The organism is Rheinheimera sediminis (assembly GCF_004005375.1).
Classification (GTDB): Bacteria; Pseudomonadota; Gammaproteobacteria; order Enterobacterales; family Alteromonadaceae; genus Pararheinheimera.
Genome location: NZ_RZUF01000004.1, coordinates 1 through 16482, shown reverse-complemented (window position 1 = coordinate 16482; position 16482 = coordinate 1). Strand labels below are relative to the sequence as shown.

Annotated in this window: 12 protein-coding genes; 8 read left to right on the top strand and 4 right to left on the bottom strand. The window is 46.6% G+C overall.

All coding sequences use genetic code 11. The annotated features are described in order from the left end of the window. Positions 1–71: 71 nt before the first annotated feature. Positions 72–1097 (top strand): LacI family DNA-binding transcriptional regulator, encoded by a 1026-nt coding sequence (locus tag EMM73_RS03290; RefSeq protein ID WP_127685037.1) that lies wholly within the window; start codon positions 72–74, stop codon positions 1095–1097. A gap of 142 nt (positions 1098–1239) precedes the next feature. Here the strand turns inward: EMM73_RS03290 and EMM73_RS03285 are convergent, their stop codons facing one another. Then, a complete protein-coding gene (locus EMM73_RS03285; RefSeq protein WP_127685036.1) occupies positions 1240–2490 on the bottom strand; it encodes a DUF819 family protein in 1251 nt (416 codons plus the stop codon). A gap of 42 nt (positions 2491–2532) precedes the next feature. Between EMM73_RS03285 and EMM73_RS19980 the strand changes: the two genes are divergently transcribed. The 4 genes from EMM73_RS19980 (at position 2533) to EMM73_RS03265 (ending at position 8168) form a co-directional block, all read left to right on the top strand. Continuing rightward, positions 2533–2880, top strand: a complete 348-nt coding sequence (locus EMM73_RS19980; RefSeq protein ID WP_127685035.1) for a hypothetical protein — start codon at positions 2533–2535, stop codon at positions 2878–2880. A gap of 14 nt (positions 2881–2894) precedes the next feature. After that, entirely contained in the window at positions 2895–3644 is a 750-nt protein-coding gene (locus tag EMM73_RS03275) for a 3-hydroxybutyrate dehydrogenase (protein WP_127685034.1), read from the top strand. A 70-nt stretch (positions 3645–3714) separates the two neighbouring features. Continuing rightward, complete coding sequence (locus EMM73_RS03270) at positions 3715–7203, top strand: PAS domain-containing hybrid sensor histidine kinase/response regulator (RefSeq protein WP_261373315.1); 3489 nt, start codon at positions 3715–3717, stop codon at positions 7201–7203. Between the two features lie 164 nt (positions 7204–7367). Continuing rightward, positions 7368–8168 (top strand): glycoside hydrolase family 19 protein, encoded by an 801-nt coding sequence (locus EMM73_RS03265; RefSeq protein ID WP_127685033.1) that lies wholly within the window; start codon positions 7368–7370, stop codon positions 8166–8168. Positions 8169–8316: 148 nt separating this feature from the next. Here EMM73_RS03265 and EMM73_RS03260 read toward each other — a convergent pair whose 3' ends face one another. Beyond that, positions 8317–8964 carry a response regulator gene (locus EMM73_RS03260; RefSeq protein ID WP_127685032.1) on the bottom strand — a complete coding sequence of 216 codons (648 nt, stop codon included), beginning with the start codon at positions 8962–8964 and terminating at the stop codon, positions 8317–8319. A 134-nt stretch (positions 8965–9098) separates the two neighbouring features. Further along, positions 9099–11402, bottom strand: a complete 2304-nt coding sequence (locus EMM73_RS03255; RefSeq protein WP_127685031.1) for a TonB-dependent receptor — start codon at positions 11400–11402, stop codon at positions 9099–9101. A gap of 211 nt (positions 11403–11613) precedes the next feature. On the opposite strand from EMM73_RS03255, the gene EMM73_RS03250 reads away from it, so the two are divergent. Further along, positions 11614–12915, top strand: a complete 1302-nt coding sequence (locus EMM73_RS03250; RefSeq protein WP_127685030.1) for a GntP family permease — start codon at positions 11614–11616, stop codon at positions 12913–12915. A gap of 26 nt (positions 12916–12941) precedes the next feature. Further along, positions 12942–14090: an E22 family MetX-like putative esterase gene (locus tag EMM73_RS03245; RefSeq protein ID WP_127685029.1), complete on the top strand. Its 1149-nt coding sequence runs from the start codon at positions 12942–12944 to the stop codon at positions 14088–14090. Between the two features lie 168 nt (positions 14091–14258). Here EMM73_RS03245 and EMM73_RS03240 read toward each other — a convergent pair whose 3' ends face one another. Then, positions 14259–15281, bottom strand: coding sequence for an integron integrase (locus EMM73_RS03240; RefSeq protein WP_127685028.1), 1023 nt, complete (start codon positions 15279–15281; stop codon positions 14259–14261). A gap of 339 nt (positions 15282–15620) precedes the next feature. Here EMM73_RS03240 and EMM73_RS03235 point away from each other — a divergent pair, with 339 nt between their 5' ends. Then, complete coding sequence (locus EMM73_RS03235; RefSeq protein ID WP_127685027.1) at positions 15621–15848, top strand: hypothetical protein; 228 nt, start codon at positions 15621–15623, stop codon at positions 15846–15848. Positions 15849–16482: the final 634 nt, after the last annotated feature.

Below are 16482 nucleotides of genomic sequence, written 5' to 3'. Positions count from 1 at the left end.
ATCAGTAGAAAAATTAGCTTATTTATTTTCAGCATAAGGCCATTTGGTGCTGTGCTTTTTGGGATCCAGCAATGAAAGTGACCATTCATGACGTAGCGGCTAAAGCCGGTGTGTCGATCAAGACAGTGTCGCGGGTGATGAACAACGAGCCGTCGGTAAAACAGGCGACGATCGACAAAGTGAATCAGGCGATGCAGGAGCTGCATTATCAACCGAGCGCAGCTGCCCGTAATCTTGCCAGTACTAAGTCGTACAGCATAGGTTACATTTACGATAATCCAAATGCCTACTATGTCATTGATATGCAGAGAGGCTTGTTGGATGCCTGCCGCCGTCACGGTTACGAGTTGCTGATCCACCCTACCAATGCAAAATCGCCTGGCATAGTGCAGGAAGTCATTGATCTAGTGCAGCATTCCAGGCTTGCTGGTTTGGTATTAACGCCGCCATTTTCCGAAATGCCGGAAATAGCTGAAGCGCTGAGCAGCATTAATGTTGATTTTGTCCGTATTATTTCCGGTTCTACGCCATCACCCAAGCAAACCAACTGCGTCCTGGTCGACGATTTCACCGCAGCCTTCAAGATCACTAATCATCTTTTGGAACTGGGTCATAGCCAGATTGCATTTTTATGCGGCGATGACGAGCATAGCTCAAGCGGTGAACGCCTTGCGGGCTTCAAGGCAGCGTTAACGAAAAGAGGGATAAACGCCAATCCAAAGTTTATTGTGCCAGGCAGCTATTCGTTTGAATCCGGCGTGCAAGGTGCAACTCAATTGCTGGCATTACCCAACAGACCCACAGCTATTTTTGCCTGTAACGATGAAATTGCAGCCGGCGCTCTGTTTAGCGCGCGTTTACAACATATTGAAATCCCGCAGCAGCTTTCTATTGTAGGTTTTGAAAACAGCCCATTTTCGCGTCAAACCTGGCCACCACTGACCACAGCTCACCAGCCAAACAGCACCATAGCGCAAAGTGCAGCGGAGTTATTATTTAAACACACCAGGCCAGGCAGCGTAAATCAGACAGAGGATCAGCCGGTTTTTATTCCTGAACTTTTAGTGCGGGAATCTACAGCTCAGCTCACTAGCTAAAAAAATGGGGTGAGAACACATAAGTTACGCATAACTTATGTATTCTCACCCCATTTTATTCGCCGCCATCTATGGCGATCTCCCTAAAGGGCCAAGGCTCCGCGTTGTTAAACATTGCTCCGGGCAATGTTTTTATTTCTGTTTAAGGCGCGACCAGTTGCAGCAATATACCTGTGAGGTAGCCACCATAAGTACCCAGTGCATACCCAAATACAGCCAGCAATACACCAACAGGAGCTAATGCAGGGTGGAAAGCTGCGGCAACTATAGGAGCTGAAGCCGCACCGCCCACATTTGCCTGGCTACCGACAGCCAGATAAAACAGCGGTGCTTTGATCAGCCTGGCGACAAAAATCAGTAATCCAGCATGGAAACTCATCCAGATAATACCTACCACAAACATCACCGGATAATCCAGAATTGCCGTCACATCCATATGCATACCTATGGTAGCGACCAGAATATATAAAAAGGCAGAGCCTAATTTTGAGGCCCCTACCGATTCCAGGTTACGGGCTTTCGTGGTAGACAATAACAAACCAAAAGTAGTGGCCAGCAATACCAGCCAGAAAAACACGCTGTCTAAGCTGTACATTTCAAGAGCTGGCGCATTGGCACCAATCCATGGAGCTATCCAGTCTGCCAGCAGATGCGACAAACCTGTGACACCAAAGGCGACAGCCAGCAGTTTCATTAAGTCAGGTAAACTTGGGTTGCGGGAGTTTTCGGCCTGATATTTTTCAATTTTTAGTTTTAACGCTTCAATACCTGAAGTATCTGCACCATTGGCTTTATCAAAACGTGCTGAATTACTGGCCATCCACAACAACACGGCCATCCAGATATTGGCCACTATCACATCTACAGTAATCATCACTGAGAAAATAGGCCCACCTACTTCAAATACTTCTTTCATTGCGGCCTGATTAGCGCCACCACCAATCCAGCTGCCCGCAATGGTCGTCATACCTCGCCAAATCGCATTTTCGCCTTCTCCGCCTACAGCTTCAGGCGCAAAACTTCCGACAAGAGCTAAAGCCAAAGGCCCGCCAATAATGATACCGGCTGTGCCTGTTAAAAACATAATCAAAGCTTTAGGCCCTAAACCTAAAATAGCTTTAAAATCAATACTTAAAGTTAACAACACTAAACTGGCAGGCAATAAGTAACGTGATGCAACTTTGTACAACGCAGATTGATCGCCATCTATTACGCCAAAGCTGTTAAACAGCGAAGGAATGAAATAACACAGCAATAAAGCCGGCACATATTTATAGAAGCTCTGACAATATTTATTACTGCTTTGGCTGGTATGAAATACCAAACCCAGAATCACTGCCAGCAATCCCAGTACCACAGCATCATTGGTAATTAATGCGGTTGATTGTTCCATGATTTTTCCTCGGTTATCCCCGTCCTAATTGAAGCTGCAATCTTGCTGGCGTGTCGCCGCACTGCAATTCCAGTTACTTTGGGTATAGCGCTGGTGATGTGTAGTAAATGGCTATTATTTTCAGCTTTAAAGCTATTTATTTGTGATAACAGACAAAAACATCAGTTATCCATGCCATTCCACCAACAGAACTTTGTAGTTATTTTTAACGTGACGGCTAAATCTATCACAGCAGGCGGGACGGTCAAAAACAAAGTTGCTTGCTACGCCATAGTTCAGCAAAAAATAACGACTAAATCCCGTCACAGACAAAATTGTCAGGCTATAGCACTAAAGTACCGTTGTGGTAAAAAATCAAAACTCTTAACCTGCCAGACAGAACAGTGTTAGTAGCGGAGTTGGCAATGAATGTACTGATCACAGGTGGCACAGGTGGTATTGGGTTTGCAGTAGCCGAACATTTTGGTGCTTTAGGCCATCATGTCATTCTGGCTGATCTCAACGCAGCCCAGTTAGAGATCAGCCAGCAAGAATTAATAGCCGCAGGCTACAAAGCAAGCAGCATACTGCTGAATTTAACTGAACAGGCGTCTATTGAAGCCTGCGCTTCGGCTTATCAAATCGATATTCTGATCAATAATGCCGGAGTGCAGCATGTAGCCCGGCTGGAAGACTTCCCTGAAGAAAAATGGCAACAACTGCTACAGGTGATGCTGACAGGACCGGCTATGCTGACCAAGGCTGTATTACCCCGCATGCAACAGCAAGGCTATGGCCGGGTTATTAATATAGGGTCTATCCATGCGCTGGTGGCATCGCCTTTTAAATCCGCTTATGTGGCAGCCAAACATGGCTTATTGGGCTTTAGCAAAGTAGTGGCCTTAGAAAATGCCAACTTTGATTTCACTATTAATACTATTTGCCCTGCTTATGTGCGCACCCCTTTGGTTGATCAGCAAATAGCAGCTCAGAGCAAAGAACATAACCTGACAGAACAGCAGGTGATTGACCAAATCATGCTGGCACCCATGCCACAAAAAGCTTTTATTGGTGTGGACGAAATTGCCAGCACAGCAGCTTTTTTATGCGAACCTGCGGCCCGACATATTACCGCTCAAACCCTGGTACTGGATGGCGGCTGGACAGCGCGATAAATGTCAGAGCGCAACTATTGTCAGTTGGCTGGACAGCTGCTCCAACATCAGGGCAGAATGAAAACATGCTGTGGCCGCTGAAGTGATTATGACCTTACCTGCCAGCACCATTGGTTTGGGAACCATTGCTGCGTTGTCTTTACTGTATTTACTGGTGTTATTGGGGGTAGGTGCTGTAGGCCGCAGGCTGCAGCGTCGCCATCCACTGTCGCCCTGGATTTTCAGCTTTGCTTTGTCTATTTATTGCACTTCATGGGCATTTTATGGCGTTACCGCTCAGGCTGCAGTAAATGGCTGGTGGATCCCTCCCACTTACATAGGCTCATTAATTTTATTCTGGTTTGCTTTTGGTTTAATAGGCCGGATAGCTATTGCCTGTCGTCGCTACCGTATTACCTCTGTCGCCGACTTTATTGCCACCCGCTATGGTCATTCCCGCTTACTGGCGATACTCACCACAGTGATAGTGCTGATCGCTATTATTCCTTATATTTCGCTGCAGTTGCAGGCCATCAGCACCAGCATTCAGGCGCTGGTGGTGATGCAGGACAACAGGCCCTGGTATCAGGACACAGGGCTTTATGTCACGCTTTGGTTAGCTGTTTTCGCTTTACTATTTTCCGGACGTAGCGCCAAAGCCCATCAGCCGAACCCGGGTTTAATGGCGGCTATAGCTTTTGAATCTCTGGTGAAATTACTGGCGCTGATTGCCATTGGTATTTTTGTCTGTTGGGGCATGTTTGATGGTATCAGTGATATTTTCAGCAAAGCGGCTGAACACCAGGCCGTGCAAGAGTTGCAGCAACAAGGTCAGCCCTCTTATGTGTACTGGGTGCATGTGTTATTAGGTTTTGTTGCCACTTTATGTTTACCCCGCCAGTTCCATGTCAGTTTTGTCGAAAACCAGCAGTTAAGTCACCTGCATCAGGCCCGCTGGATTTTCCCTGGCTACTTACTGCTGATGAGCTTCTTTACTCTGCCCTTAGCATTAGCCGGCATTATGATGCTGGGGCCGCAAGCCAATGTAGATTTAGTGGTACTGCAACTACCGCTGGCGGCCAACCGCACCGATATCGCTTTGCTGGCCTATTTAGGCGGGTTTTCTGCAGCCACCAGCATGGTAATAGTGGCCACTGTGGTGCTGGGTATAATGGTCACCAACGACTTACTCACTCCGCTGATTTACCGCAGACAACACAACGAAGCTCCGGGCCAGCAAAAAATCAAAGTTGTCACTTTAAGGCGCTGGTCCATGTTGGCTGTACTGTTTCTGGGCTATTTGTATTATCGCTGGATAGGCACTGGTACTGGTTTAGCTCAGTTGGGTTTGATGGCTTTTGCCTTAATAGCTCAACTGGCACCACCGCTGATTTTAGGTTTATTCAGTCAACGCATTAACCGTCAGGGCACAGTGGCAGCACTGTGCAGCGGTCTGGCGATTTGGGCTTATATTTTATTACTGCCGGAACTTGCCAGAGCGGGTTTTATCAGCGGCGACTGGCTGACTGAAGGGCCTTTAGGCCTGAGCTGGCTTGCCCCCACCCAGCTGTTTGGCGGCCATCTCGATTCGGTCAGTTTAGGGGTTGTATTGAGCTTAACTGTGAATACCTTGATGTTACTGCTGGTCAGTCACTTCAGCCAAACCCGCTTAGGTGAATGGCTGGAAAGTTACCGTTTTTTACGTCGTCCAAGTCAGCCAAACGCCGCTAACCACAACCCTATATTGAGTGTGCAGGACGGCTACTTATTAGTACGGCGTTTTGCCGGAGAAAAAGAAGCAAAAAAACTGCTGCAACGCTACAGCAAAACTACTCTGGAACCTGAAGAATGGGCCAATCCGCAGTTTATGCAGGCGGTAGAACGCAGTCTGGCTGCTGTAGTAGGAGGCGCTTCTATGCGGTTGTTACTGCAAGCTTCAGGTAAGCATGCTCAGCTGCCTATTGAATCTGTTGCACGTTTTGTTGACGAAGCCAGCCAGGTGTTTCAGTTTAATCAGGCGTTGTTGCACGCCACCATCGACAATATCAGCATGGGCATCAGTGTCGTAGACGCCGATATGCGGCTTATTGCCTGGAATCAGCGTTACCTGGAATTATTTGACTATCCTCAAGGTCTGGTTGAAGTAGGCAGGCCGGTGGAAGAACTGATCCGTTACAATCTGCAGCGCGGTTTAGCGGGTCAGCCTTTATCTCAACTGGAACTCAGCCAGGAAATACACAAGCGACTAAATTACTTACGTCAGGGCAGCAGCTATAAATTTCAGCGCCAGCAGCAAAATGGCCGTATTTTTGAAATGCAGGGCAATCCGTTGCCCGGTGGTGGTTTTGTCACGACGTACAGCGATGTCAGCTCCTTTATTGAAGTACAGCGTGAACTGGAACAAAGCAATAATACGCTGGAACAACGCGTGAAAAGCCGCACTGCAGAGCTGGAACAACTGAACCGCCAACTGGAACAAACCCAACAACAACTGGAAGCCAATACGGCCGCTAAAACCCGTTTTTTTGCCGCCGCCAGTCATGATTTGATGCAACCTTTTAATGCGGCAGCTTTGTTTTGTGGCTTGATCCGTCAGCAAAGCCAGCAGGATGAAGTAAAGCAACTGGCACAAAATTTAAGTCATTCGCTGAATTCGGCTGAAGAATTACTGGCAGCTATTCTGGAGCTGACTAAGCTGGATGCCGGTGTGGTCAAAGCTCAACCTGAAACTTTTGCCTTAGCTGAATTATTGGATCAAAGCGCGCGCGAGGCTGCTGTACTAGCCCATAACAAAGGCTTAAGTTTCAGTTATATTCCGACCCGCCTTGGCACCTTTAGTGATGCCAAACTGTTAAAACGGGTGATCCAGAATTTATTAGCCAATGCCTTACGTTACACCCACAGCGGCAAAATTCTGTTGGGAGTCAAACGACAAGGCACCCAGCTCCAGATTTGTGTCCGTGATACCGGAATAGGGATCAGTGAATTAGATCAACAGAAAATCTTTGATGAATTCCAGCAAGGCAGTCAGGCCGATCAAAAAGGGCTGGGTATTGGTCTTGCAATAAGTCAACGGATTTGCGGCTTGTTAGGACATCAAGTCGGCTTTCGCTCTGTTGTTGGCAAAGGCAGCTGTTTTTACATCACAGTTCCGCTGGCCAGAGTCAGTCAAAGAGTCTTGCCTCAACTCAAAGCCAACCAGCCCTCAGGTTTTGCCGGACAACGTATTCTGCTGATGGACAACGAAGCCGTTTTGCTGCAGGCCATGTCGCAATTACTGCAAAGCTGGCACTGTGAGGTTCAGGCTGTTCACTCCCCCAATGAAGCGCTGGCCGCTGTACAACAAGGGTTTAAACCTGATCTGATGTTGTTTGATTACCATCTGGATCATGGCGCTACCGGAGTTGAAGTGGCGATACAGCTGGCAGAACATTTTGGCATCAGCGCACCTGTTGTTATTAACTCAGCCAATCAAAGGGGCGATATTCGTCAACACGCACTGAATGCTGGTTTTCATTTTATGCTCAAACCGCTCAAAGAAATGTCGTTAAAACGGCTGTTACAGCGTTTATTGAATTAGTAGTTTATACAGCAAAGTCTTGTATAAAGCAGGTCCCTACTTTTATCCCCAATTGCGCCTGCGATCATGCAAATACCTTAGATGACGTAAAAATATCGTCTTTTATTTCATAAAAATTGCATCATACTTTGTACCTACTTTGCTTAAACTACAGGGAGAGCATCATGCTTTATCAGGTCAAAAGCGGAGATACGTTAAGCGCCATTGCCGCCCGTTATTATGGTGACAGCAGCAAAGCAAACTGGATAGCCAGCCATAATCATTTGGCCAATGCCAATCAGATTTACCCTGGTCAACAACTGGAACTACCAGAGCTACCAGACTTAGCGTCAACAGAGTCAACTTTCGTCAGTCCGGCTTTGCTATCAGCCTTATGCCCTAATTTAAACGCCAGCGATCTGAATCTTTTCTGCAAAGCCTTAGAGCTGGATTTGCCCAAAGCTCAGATTACCCAACCTTTATGTGTCGCGCATTTTATGGCTCAAACTGCCCACGAAAGTGCAGGTTATACCCAGCTCAGAGAGAACCTGAACTACAGTGCTTCAGCACTGACTTCCTTGTTTGCAAAATACTTTGTTGGCGTCGATGTGAATAATTACGCCCGCCAGCCAGCAAAAATCGCCAACCTTGTCTATGCCAAGCGTATGGGTAACAGTGATGAACAAAGCGGCGATGGCTGGGCTTACAGAGGCCGGGGTATTATTCAACTGACAGGTAAAGCCAACTATCAGGCTTTTAGCCAGGATTGGGGCGTAGATGTGGTCAGTCAACCAGATTTAGTGGCTACAGATCCTGTGTTAGCTGTGGCGTCGGGCTGTTGGTATTGGCAAAAGCGCAATATTAATGCCGCAGCACAAGCGGATGATTTAACCAAAGTCACTAAGCTGATTAACGGCGGCACCAACGGCCTTGAAGACAGAGCGCATTTGCTCAATATAGCCAAACAACAAATGGGGCTAAATTAATCACAAAAATCCCAGATACATGAGGCGGGCCCTGTGTCCGCTCTTCTTAATGATACTGCGGTGCAGATGGGCGGGCCGGGACAAGCCACGGCCCCTACGACCCGCCCGTCTATAACTTAAATCCAATGTCGGTTCGGACAGGGATAAATTAAAACTCGTCTGGTAGCTTTAATTTCTCAAACAAAATACCGGCCAAAGTGCGATTATTCACGTTCAATTTGCGCAGTATTGCCGACACATGCTGTTTGATAGTGGTTTCCTGCACCTGCATTTCAAAAGCAATTTGTTTATTCAGTAAACCATCGGCAATCATTTTAAGCACGCGGAATTGCTGAGGGGTCAGTTGCTCCAGCCTGCGGGCAAAATCCTGGTCAATCAGATCTCTGGCTTTTTCGACATCGTTCACCAGCTCAGCTGGTACCCAGCTTTCTCCTGCTACCACCTGAGCCACTGCTTCAGAGAGCAAATCCAAAGGCGCAGATTTTGGAATATAGGCTGAAGCACCCAGCTGCAACGCCTGTTTAATCACTGCCGGGTCCTCAATGGCCGACACCATTAAAATAGAGATGTCGGGGTATTCAGTACGAAGTGAAGTTAAACCGGCAAAACCTTCTGCATCAGGTAATTTTAAATCGAGGAATATCAACTGGGTATCAGGGTGTTGCAGCAATAAAGCCCATAACTGCGCCATGCTATTGGCTTGCAGCAGCACAGCATCAGTGCCAAGAATTTGTTGGGAAGCCTGTGCCAGAGCGACACGGAATAATGGGTGGTCATCAGCAATAATTGCAATCATAACAATACTGTATCAACGTAATTAAACCCCTTTATAGCATACTAAACCAGCACTTAGTTGGCCGCTTTTCGCTCGTACTTACATTAGTTTGAACAAAAGACCGGGAGGGGCAAGCCCCTCCCCTACATCTTTTATCAGAAGCGATAACCGAGGTTTAAGCTGACTGTTCGTGGTGAACCATAGTAGCCGATAAAGGTATTGTCTCCACCTAAACCAGGCCTGAATCCGCTTGGCTGAGTTTCATCGGGCGTTACAAAAGCGTAGTTACCCACTAAGTACTCCTCATCCGTCAGGTTTTTGCCATGTAAGCCCAGAATCCAGTGGCCGTCATTGCTGTACCAGGTAACGCCTAAGTTGACTAAACCATAGCTGTCCTGAGTTAACAGGTTATCCAGTTCCACCAGAGAGTAATCACTGCGGTAGCTATAGTTACCGGTCAAAATAACATCACCGCTGGCCATGCCCATACTGTAAGTAAAGCCAATATTGCCGGTAGTTTCAGGCGTATTGGTAATGGAGAAACGATCCGAAATATCCACAGGCTGCCCAGCAGGAGTAAAGCTGATAGCTTCTTCAAACTCAGCATCAATTAAACCCAGGTTTGCGTAAATTTCAAGATCTGCACTGGCCGCCCAGGTGAACTCCAGCTCTGCACCCGTGGCTTCAGAACGACCTACGTTACCTAAACGCTGATTCAGTACTGACGCATCTGTTGGGTCAGGGATCACTGAAATATACTGACGGTCTTTGTGGTCGAGCATAAACAAGGTTGCATTCACCCGAACAGTTCGGCTCCAGTCACTTTTCATACCCAACTCATAAGAGTTGACAGTTTCAGGATCAGCAGCGGGTTCAGCAATGGTAGCGCGCGGGTTAAAAGTACCGGATTTAAAGCCTTGGCTGAAACTGGCAAACCACATCAGATCATCGGTTTGCTTAAATTCCACCCCAAGTTTAGGCGTCAGTTTCGACCAGCTTTCTTCGTCATCCAGCACCACAGGCGTCGTTAAACCATCAGGACGAACATAACCTGGCACCCAACCCGATTCGGGATATACATTGTTAAAAATCAGGCCATTACGCACAACAGCAGCTTTATCGTCTTTGGTGTAACGCAAACCAGCAGTCAAAGACCATTGCTCATCCAACTGATAAGAGCCTTGTGAATAAGCCGCAAAACTGTCGCTGTTACTGCAGCCGCCTACTTCACGGGTTAAACCTGGCTGGCCTAAAGACTGACCTAACACGCCCAAAATAGCATCAAACACACCACAGGAGTCGGCTGTGTAATAGTACAAACCAGATACAGCGGTCAGCTTGTCGCCTGTGTAATTCAACTGAAATTCTTGCGTAAACTGCTCATCATCGTAAATGGCCGGCACGTCAAAAATCACAACAGAGGTATTATCAAAATCAATGTTGGTGGGTGAATAACTTTCCCGCTGAGAAGTGACAGACTTAAAGGTAAAGCTGTCAGTCAGAATCCAGTCAGCCGTTAAACTCAGACCTTCAGTTTCGACTTTGTTCCAGGTTGGTAAACTGGTGTAAGAGTCATACACACTATCTGGTACCGGAGCATTCGTCAGCAGGCTTGGCACTAAACGATAGCCGCCCTTGGAGTTCGACTTGTCATCTGTTTTATCGTAATTCAGCCGGAAAAATAGCTCATCAGAAGGACGGTATTCCAGAGTCAAACGAGCAGCCTGCAAATCTTTGTTATAGTTTTCAGTGTCCTGACCAGGAATAGCTGAAGTTAAAAACTCACCAAAACCGTCACGTTGCAGATTGGCATATCCCACACCTAAATAGAGTTTGTTTTCAACCAGAGGCAACTGCCCCGTCAGTTTGACATCACGCTGATTATAACTGCCTATGCCAAAATCAACTGCCATTTCTGCATCACCAGACATAGCTTTGGTGACGTACTTCACAGCACCACCTATGGTATTTTTGCCATATAAGGTGCCCTGCGGACCACGCAATACTTCAATACGTTCAATATTCATGATGTCCAGCACAGCGCCTTGTGGCCGGGCCACATACACATCATCAATATAAATACCTACACCTGGCTCATAACCCCAGAGTGGATCCTCCTGCCCTACGCCACGGATAAAAGCCGTCAGGGTACTATTGGTACCACGGCTTTGTTGTAAGGTGGTATTAGGTGAAAACTGTGCAACCTCAATCACTGAAGATAAACCACGTTCGCTAATATCTGTAGCCCCTAATGAGGTAACTGCCACTGGAACATCCTGCAGATTTTCTGTCGTTTTACGTGCAGTAACCTGAATCACTTCCAGCGTTGCTTCTTCTTGTTCTGCTGTGTCGTCGCTGGCTTGTTGTGCCAAGGCCGGATTACATAAAACTGAGCCTACCAGCAGCGCTAATAAGGTCGGGTGGAATACAGTCTTCGTCTTGTTATTGTTATGGGCCATGTGCCTTCTCCTGCTAACTTGTCCAGTACCACTCTAGGCTGTCCTGCTGAAATGTTAAGCTGTACCTTAGTACTATAGCCACCACAAACTACACTTAACCGACTGAAAATAATAGAATTAACTAGCGTAGCAGCAAGAAGACTGTACCTTAGTACTATGGTTTGCCCTGCAGCTTTGCACCAGACTAAAGAAAAAACACAAGGTTGTTTCTATGCTGAGTTTATTTGGTCTGTTAGCAGGGCTGGTGTTACTGATAGTGCTGACCATGCGTGGCGTGAATCTGTTTGTTCTGGCTCCGCTGTGCGCTTTGTTTGTCGCTTTATTTAATGGCATCCCATTTTGGTTGGCCGACAACCCGGCCAATTTTGTCCAGGGCTATATGTCAGGTTTTGCTGGTTTTGTCTCTAGCTGGTTTTTGATGTTTTTATTGGGCGCACTGTTTGGCAAGCTGATGGAACACACAGGAGCCGCTGATGCTGTGGCACTTGCTATTGTAAAACGTATAGGCAAACAGCGCGCTGTGCTGGCTGTCGTGCTGGCCTGTGCTGTTTTAACGTACGGTGGCGTCAGTATTTTTGTGGTGGCTTTTTCCGCTTACCCCATGGCGGTGAGTTTATTTAAAGACGCCAACCTGCCACGGCGCTTTATTCCGGCTACTTTAGGTTTAGGTTCTGTCACTTTTACCATGACATCAGCAGGCTCACCGGAAATTCAAAACTGGATCCCAATTCAATACCTGGGCACCAGCCCTTATGCTGGCTGGGAAGTCAGCATCATAGTGGCAGTTTTTATGGCTATTATTGGCTACTGCTGGCTGATGAAAATGATCAAAACTGCGATGTCAAAAGGTGAGGTGTTTGAAGGTCGCGACGCAGATCCTGTAGTAGGTGATAAAGCTTTACCTCATCCAATGATGGGCATTTTGCCTTTGCTGGTGGTGTTGATATTGTCTTATCTGCTGCACGATTCCATGCAACAAGCTGCCTTGATTGTGGCTTTAACAGGTGGTGTCACTAGCTTGTATCTGCTGAATCGCAAATTTTTAACCTCTTTGGGCCAGACGCTGGATCAAGGTGCAACAGGGGCATTAATTGCTATAGGCAATACAGCGGCAGTGGTTGGTTTTGGTTCTGTTGCTAAGTTAACACCGGCTTTTGCTGCTGTGGTAGACAGCATGACGCATTTACCAGGTTCCGAGCTGATAGGAGCTGCAGTAGCTGTTAGTGTGATTGCTGGTTTAACAGGTTCAGCTTCTGGCGGTCAGGCCATAGCCCTGCCAGAAATAGCCCCAGTCTATTTAGAGCGTGGAGTAGATGCCGAACAGCTGCACCGCGTCGTTGCTATCTCATCCGGCGCTTTAGACTCACTGCCGCACAATGGTTATGTGGTCACTACCATTCGTGCTATCTGCGGTGAAAGCCATCAAAATGCCTACTGGCCTGTAGCAGCTGTGACAGTAGTGGTACCCACACTGGGTGTAATTATGGCTATTTTCCTGTTCCAATGGTTCTGAGCAAAGGCTTTTAAAAGGACAGACTGATGAAATTATGGCTGGGATTTATTTTACTCTTCAGCAGCTTTTTAGCTGCAGCAGAGCTGCCTTTGGTACAAAAGCAGCAGTTGGAGCTGGAAAGTTTTACCACCCAAAGCGGCGTGGTATTAAAACAGGTGAAAGTGGGCTGGGAAGCCTATGGCCAACTGAATGCCGATAAATCCAATGTGATTTTAATTACTCATTTTTTTTCCGGCACTTCCCATGCCGCAGGCAAGTACCGCTCTACTGATGCAGCAGCTGGCTACTGGGATAGTATTATTGGCCCCGGCAAAGCCATAGATACCAATACATTTTATGTAGTAAGTGTTGATAGTCTGGCCAATCTGAATGCCTTTTCGCCTGATGTAATCACCACAGGCCCTGCCAGCATTAATCCGGATACGGGCAAGGCTTATGGCCTGAGTTTTCCTGTGGTGACCATTCGTGATTTTGTCGAAGTACAAAAAGCCCTGCTGGATAAACTCGGTATTGAAAAACTCTATGCTGTGATAGGCCCTTCGATGGGCTCCTTTCAGGCTATTGAATGGGCTGTTAGTTATCCAGACAAAGTTGAGCGTTTATTGCCCGTAATAGGCACAGCTTATATCGATAGTTTCAGTGCAGTGCGCTTAGAACGCTGGGCTCAGCCGATAAAACAGGACCCAAAGTGGCATAAAGGTGCATATCCCTTAACAGAGCAACCTCAAGGCTTAACACGGGCTTTGGCATATGTGATGCAGGATGCCTTGCACCCGGATTTATTTAACCAAAGCTACCCTGCCCCAGCTTTGGATAAAGCTATTCATCAGGATATCCAGGCAGAGTTACCAGCCTGGGATCAATTAATCAAAGCAGCTACACAACGTTCAGCCCAAATGGACGCCAATTCGCTGTTGTACCTGGTCAGGGCTTCGCAGTTATGGCGCGCTGGTATGGGCGATAACTGGCAACAAAAGCTAAAAACCGTAAAGGCCAAAACCCTCTGGTTACCGGCCACAGGAGATTTATTACTGACTCCGGCTATGGCAAAACAAAGTAAAGCTCAGATGCCTGATGCATTGTATGAAGAGATTTCAGGTCAGGCAGGTCATTTGGACGGGCTTTTGAATATTCAAAGCAAAGCAGAGCAAATCCGGAGCTTTTTAGCAGACTAAATTTAAACACCACACTTTCTATCCACCCCAAGTAGAGGTTCGCCTTCCTCTGGTTCAGCTAAAGCCCTTGCTTTAGCTGTTTTTTTTCGTGCATGGTTGGCCAGGATCTTTTTACGTAACTGATACCGCGCTAAACACCATGGTCACAACTATAAGAAAACTAAAGATTCATGCGGCACAATGCGGTTCCTGTTTGCCATAAATACACCGAGATTCTTTGAGTTCAGGAGGGTTAAACAGCTTATCCAACGGGCTGACTGTGCCCGCGTAGTGCTGGCCAATCACATGAGTATAAATTTGAGTGGTTGCCACATCGTTATGACCCAGCAATTCTTGCACGGTACGAATGTCATAACCCGATTGCAACAAATGGGTAGCAAACGAATGGCGAAAGGTATGGCAATTCACCTTTTTACAAATACCGCAGGCGACCACAGCTGGCTGCAACGCCTTTCTGACCGCACTATCATGCAAATGATGCCTGCAAAGTCCCCCCGTCAGTGGGTGTGCACACAGACTGGTTGAAGGAAACAAAAACATCCAACCCGCTTGCCGATACGCCGAAGGGTACTTACGCCCCAATGCAAAAGGTAAAGACGGACCTATGCCACGCAGATTGTCTTGCTGCTGCAACGCCAAAGCTCGTGTTATCTGTTGTTTGAGTGCCGTAACCAGGCTACTACTCAACAAAGTTTGCCTGTCTTTTTTGCCTTTACCGTCCCTGACCGTAATAGACAAGTGCTCCAGATCAATATCTTGCACACGCAAACGTAAACACTCCGAAACTCTTAACCCGCTGCCATATAACAAAGACACAATGAGTGCACACATCCCTTTCAGATGGGGCAGCAGTGCAGCGACTTCACTAACAGATAATACGACAGGCAAGCTGCGCTGTTTCGTCGCATGAGTAAACCCCAGCTCACCCAACTCTATTTTCAAAAACTTGTGGTACAAAAAAACTAACGCATTTAAGGCTACTTTTTGAGTGTTCACTGCAACATGGCGCTGATTCGCCAACCAGCTTAAAAAAGCTTTAACTTCATCAGCCCCCATCTGTTGTGGATGCTTTTTCTGATGGTACAAAATAAAACTTTTTATCCAATACAAGTAGGAATGCTCTGTACGAATACTGTAGCCCCTTAACCTAATGTCTTCAGATACAGCTTGTAAAAAAGCACTTTTAGCCATTTCGAAGCCCACCAAACTATGTGTTTATATACAGTATTATTTGTTTTTTCCCAAAATCAAGCACGCTTTCGCTGATCGGCAGGCACAGTTATTTGTTGCTGAAGAAGGAAAAACAATCTAATTTAGAGGCTTAGGATCACAGAGCAAGTAAATAACAGGCCTCCAAAAGGGAATAATGTGCCAGCACGATTTACCCAATACGTAGATAAACCTTTTAAAAATACATTTTGTGAATCAAATGATTAACCGCAGCACGCCAACTGGTAGAACCAGGTAAATCGTGCCAGCACAATATACAAATGTTATGTGTTCAGTTTAATCAAGAGTAGTTGATGAATTATGGATGAAATTAAAATTACAACGGAGCAGGCATACCTGGCAATGATTGCGTTTCTTGAAAACTATTATTCATTAACTAATGCAGATGAAATTGGGGCTTTACTTGGCGGTTTATCATTGCTGCCCGACGGCGGCAGTGCAGATCCAGCAGCAAAAAGTGACTGGGATGATGCAATACAAAAAGTATTATTGGGCAAAGTGAATGCGCAGCTTCAACTCAACACATAACAAGGCGCTGTTGTCGCCACTATCGTGGCTGGGACGGCTTACGCTGCGCTCCAGCCGCCCCAAAGCTTTNCGCCGTATCGCAGCTGGCTGGTTTAGTTTTTAATAAAAAGCAGTCATGCCGTTGTTCAGGTTTGCCAGTGCGGCAAGCCGCGCAAGTTCGGTTCAGGCTGCTAACAAGCAAAGGCAGCCGACGCGTACCGCGCAGCTGCTTTGAGCGTTAACTGGATTTTTAGAGTTGAGTGACAAGTTAAGTCGGAATAATAAATTGATAGCATTTTTGAGAATACACTTTCACATGTTACTTGCTCATTTAGGCGTAGCTTTATTTTCAGGAACCATAATTAGTTGGGCTAAAGGTTTAGATAAAGGATTACTGTTTGGCGCGCTTTATTTCATATTTATGTTTATCGTGCATCTCTATCTATTTTATAAACATAAGCCAAAGTATGGAAAAAACCTTATTGAATAGGCTGTATGCTGGTTACTATTGTTCTTGTGAAACTCCAAGTACAACCAGTTAACAAGTTGCTTAATTTCGTTCCGGCCACAAACAGCGTGGCCACCACTGGACTGCCTACGCTTCGCTGCGGCAGCCAATTAGCAAGGCGTTAGCAGGTTTTCGGGTTTTAAGGGT

Bases quoted from the DNA above. Each gene is read 5' to 3' on its own strand.
- EMM73_RS03290 (WP_127685037.1), top strand. From the start codon at position 72: ATGAAAGTGACCATTCATGACGTAGCGGCTAAAGCCGGTGTGTCGATC.
- EMM73_RS03285 (WP_127685036.1), bottom strand. From the start codon at position 2,490: ATGGAACAATCAACCGCATTAATTACCAATGATGCTGTGGTACTGGGA.
- EMM73_RS03275 (WP_127685034.1), top strand. From the start codon at position 2,895: ATGAATGTACTGATCACAGGTGGCACAGGTGGTATTGGGTTTGCAGTA.
- EMM73_RS03265 (WP_127685033.1), top strand. From the start codon at position 7,368: ATGCTTTATCAGGTCAAAAGCGGAGATACGTTAAGCGCCATTGCCGCC.
- EMM73_RS03260 (WP_127685032.1), bottom strand. From the start codon at position 8,964: ATGATTGCAATTATTGCTGATGACCACCCATTATTCCGTGTCGCTCTG.
- EMM73_RS03255 (WP_127685031.1), bottom strand. From the start codon at position 11,402: ATGGCCCATAACAATAACAAGACGAAGACTGTATTCCACCCGACCTTA.
- EMM73_RS03250 (WP_127685030.1), top strand. From the start codon at position 11,614: ATGCTGAGTTTATTTGGTCTGTTAGCAGGGCTGGTGTTACTGATAGTG.
- EMM73_RS03245 (WP_127685029.1), top strand. From the start codon at position 12,942: ATGAAATTATGGCTGGGATTTATTTTACTCTTCAGCAGCTTTTTAGCT.
- EMM73_RS03240 (WP_127685028.1), bottom strand. From the start codon at position 15,281: ATGGCTAAAAGTGCTTTTTTACAAGCTGTATCTGAAGACATTAGGTTA.
- EMM73_RS03235 (WP_127685027.1), top strand. From the start codon at position 15,621: ATGGATGAAATTAAAATTACAACGGAGCAGGCATACCTGGCAATGATT.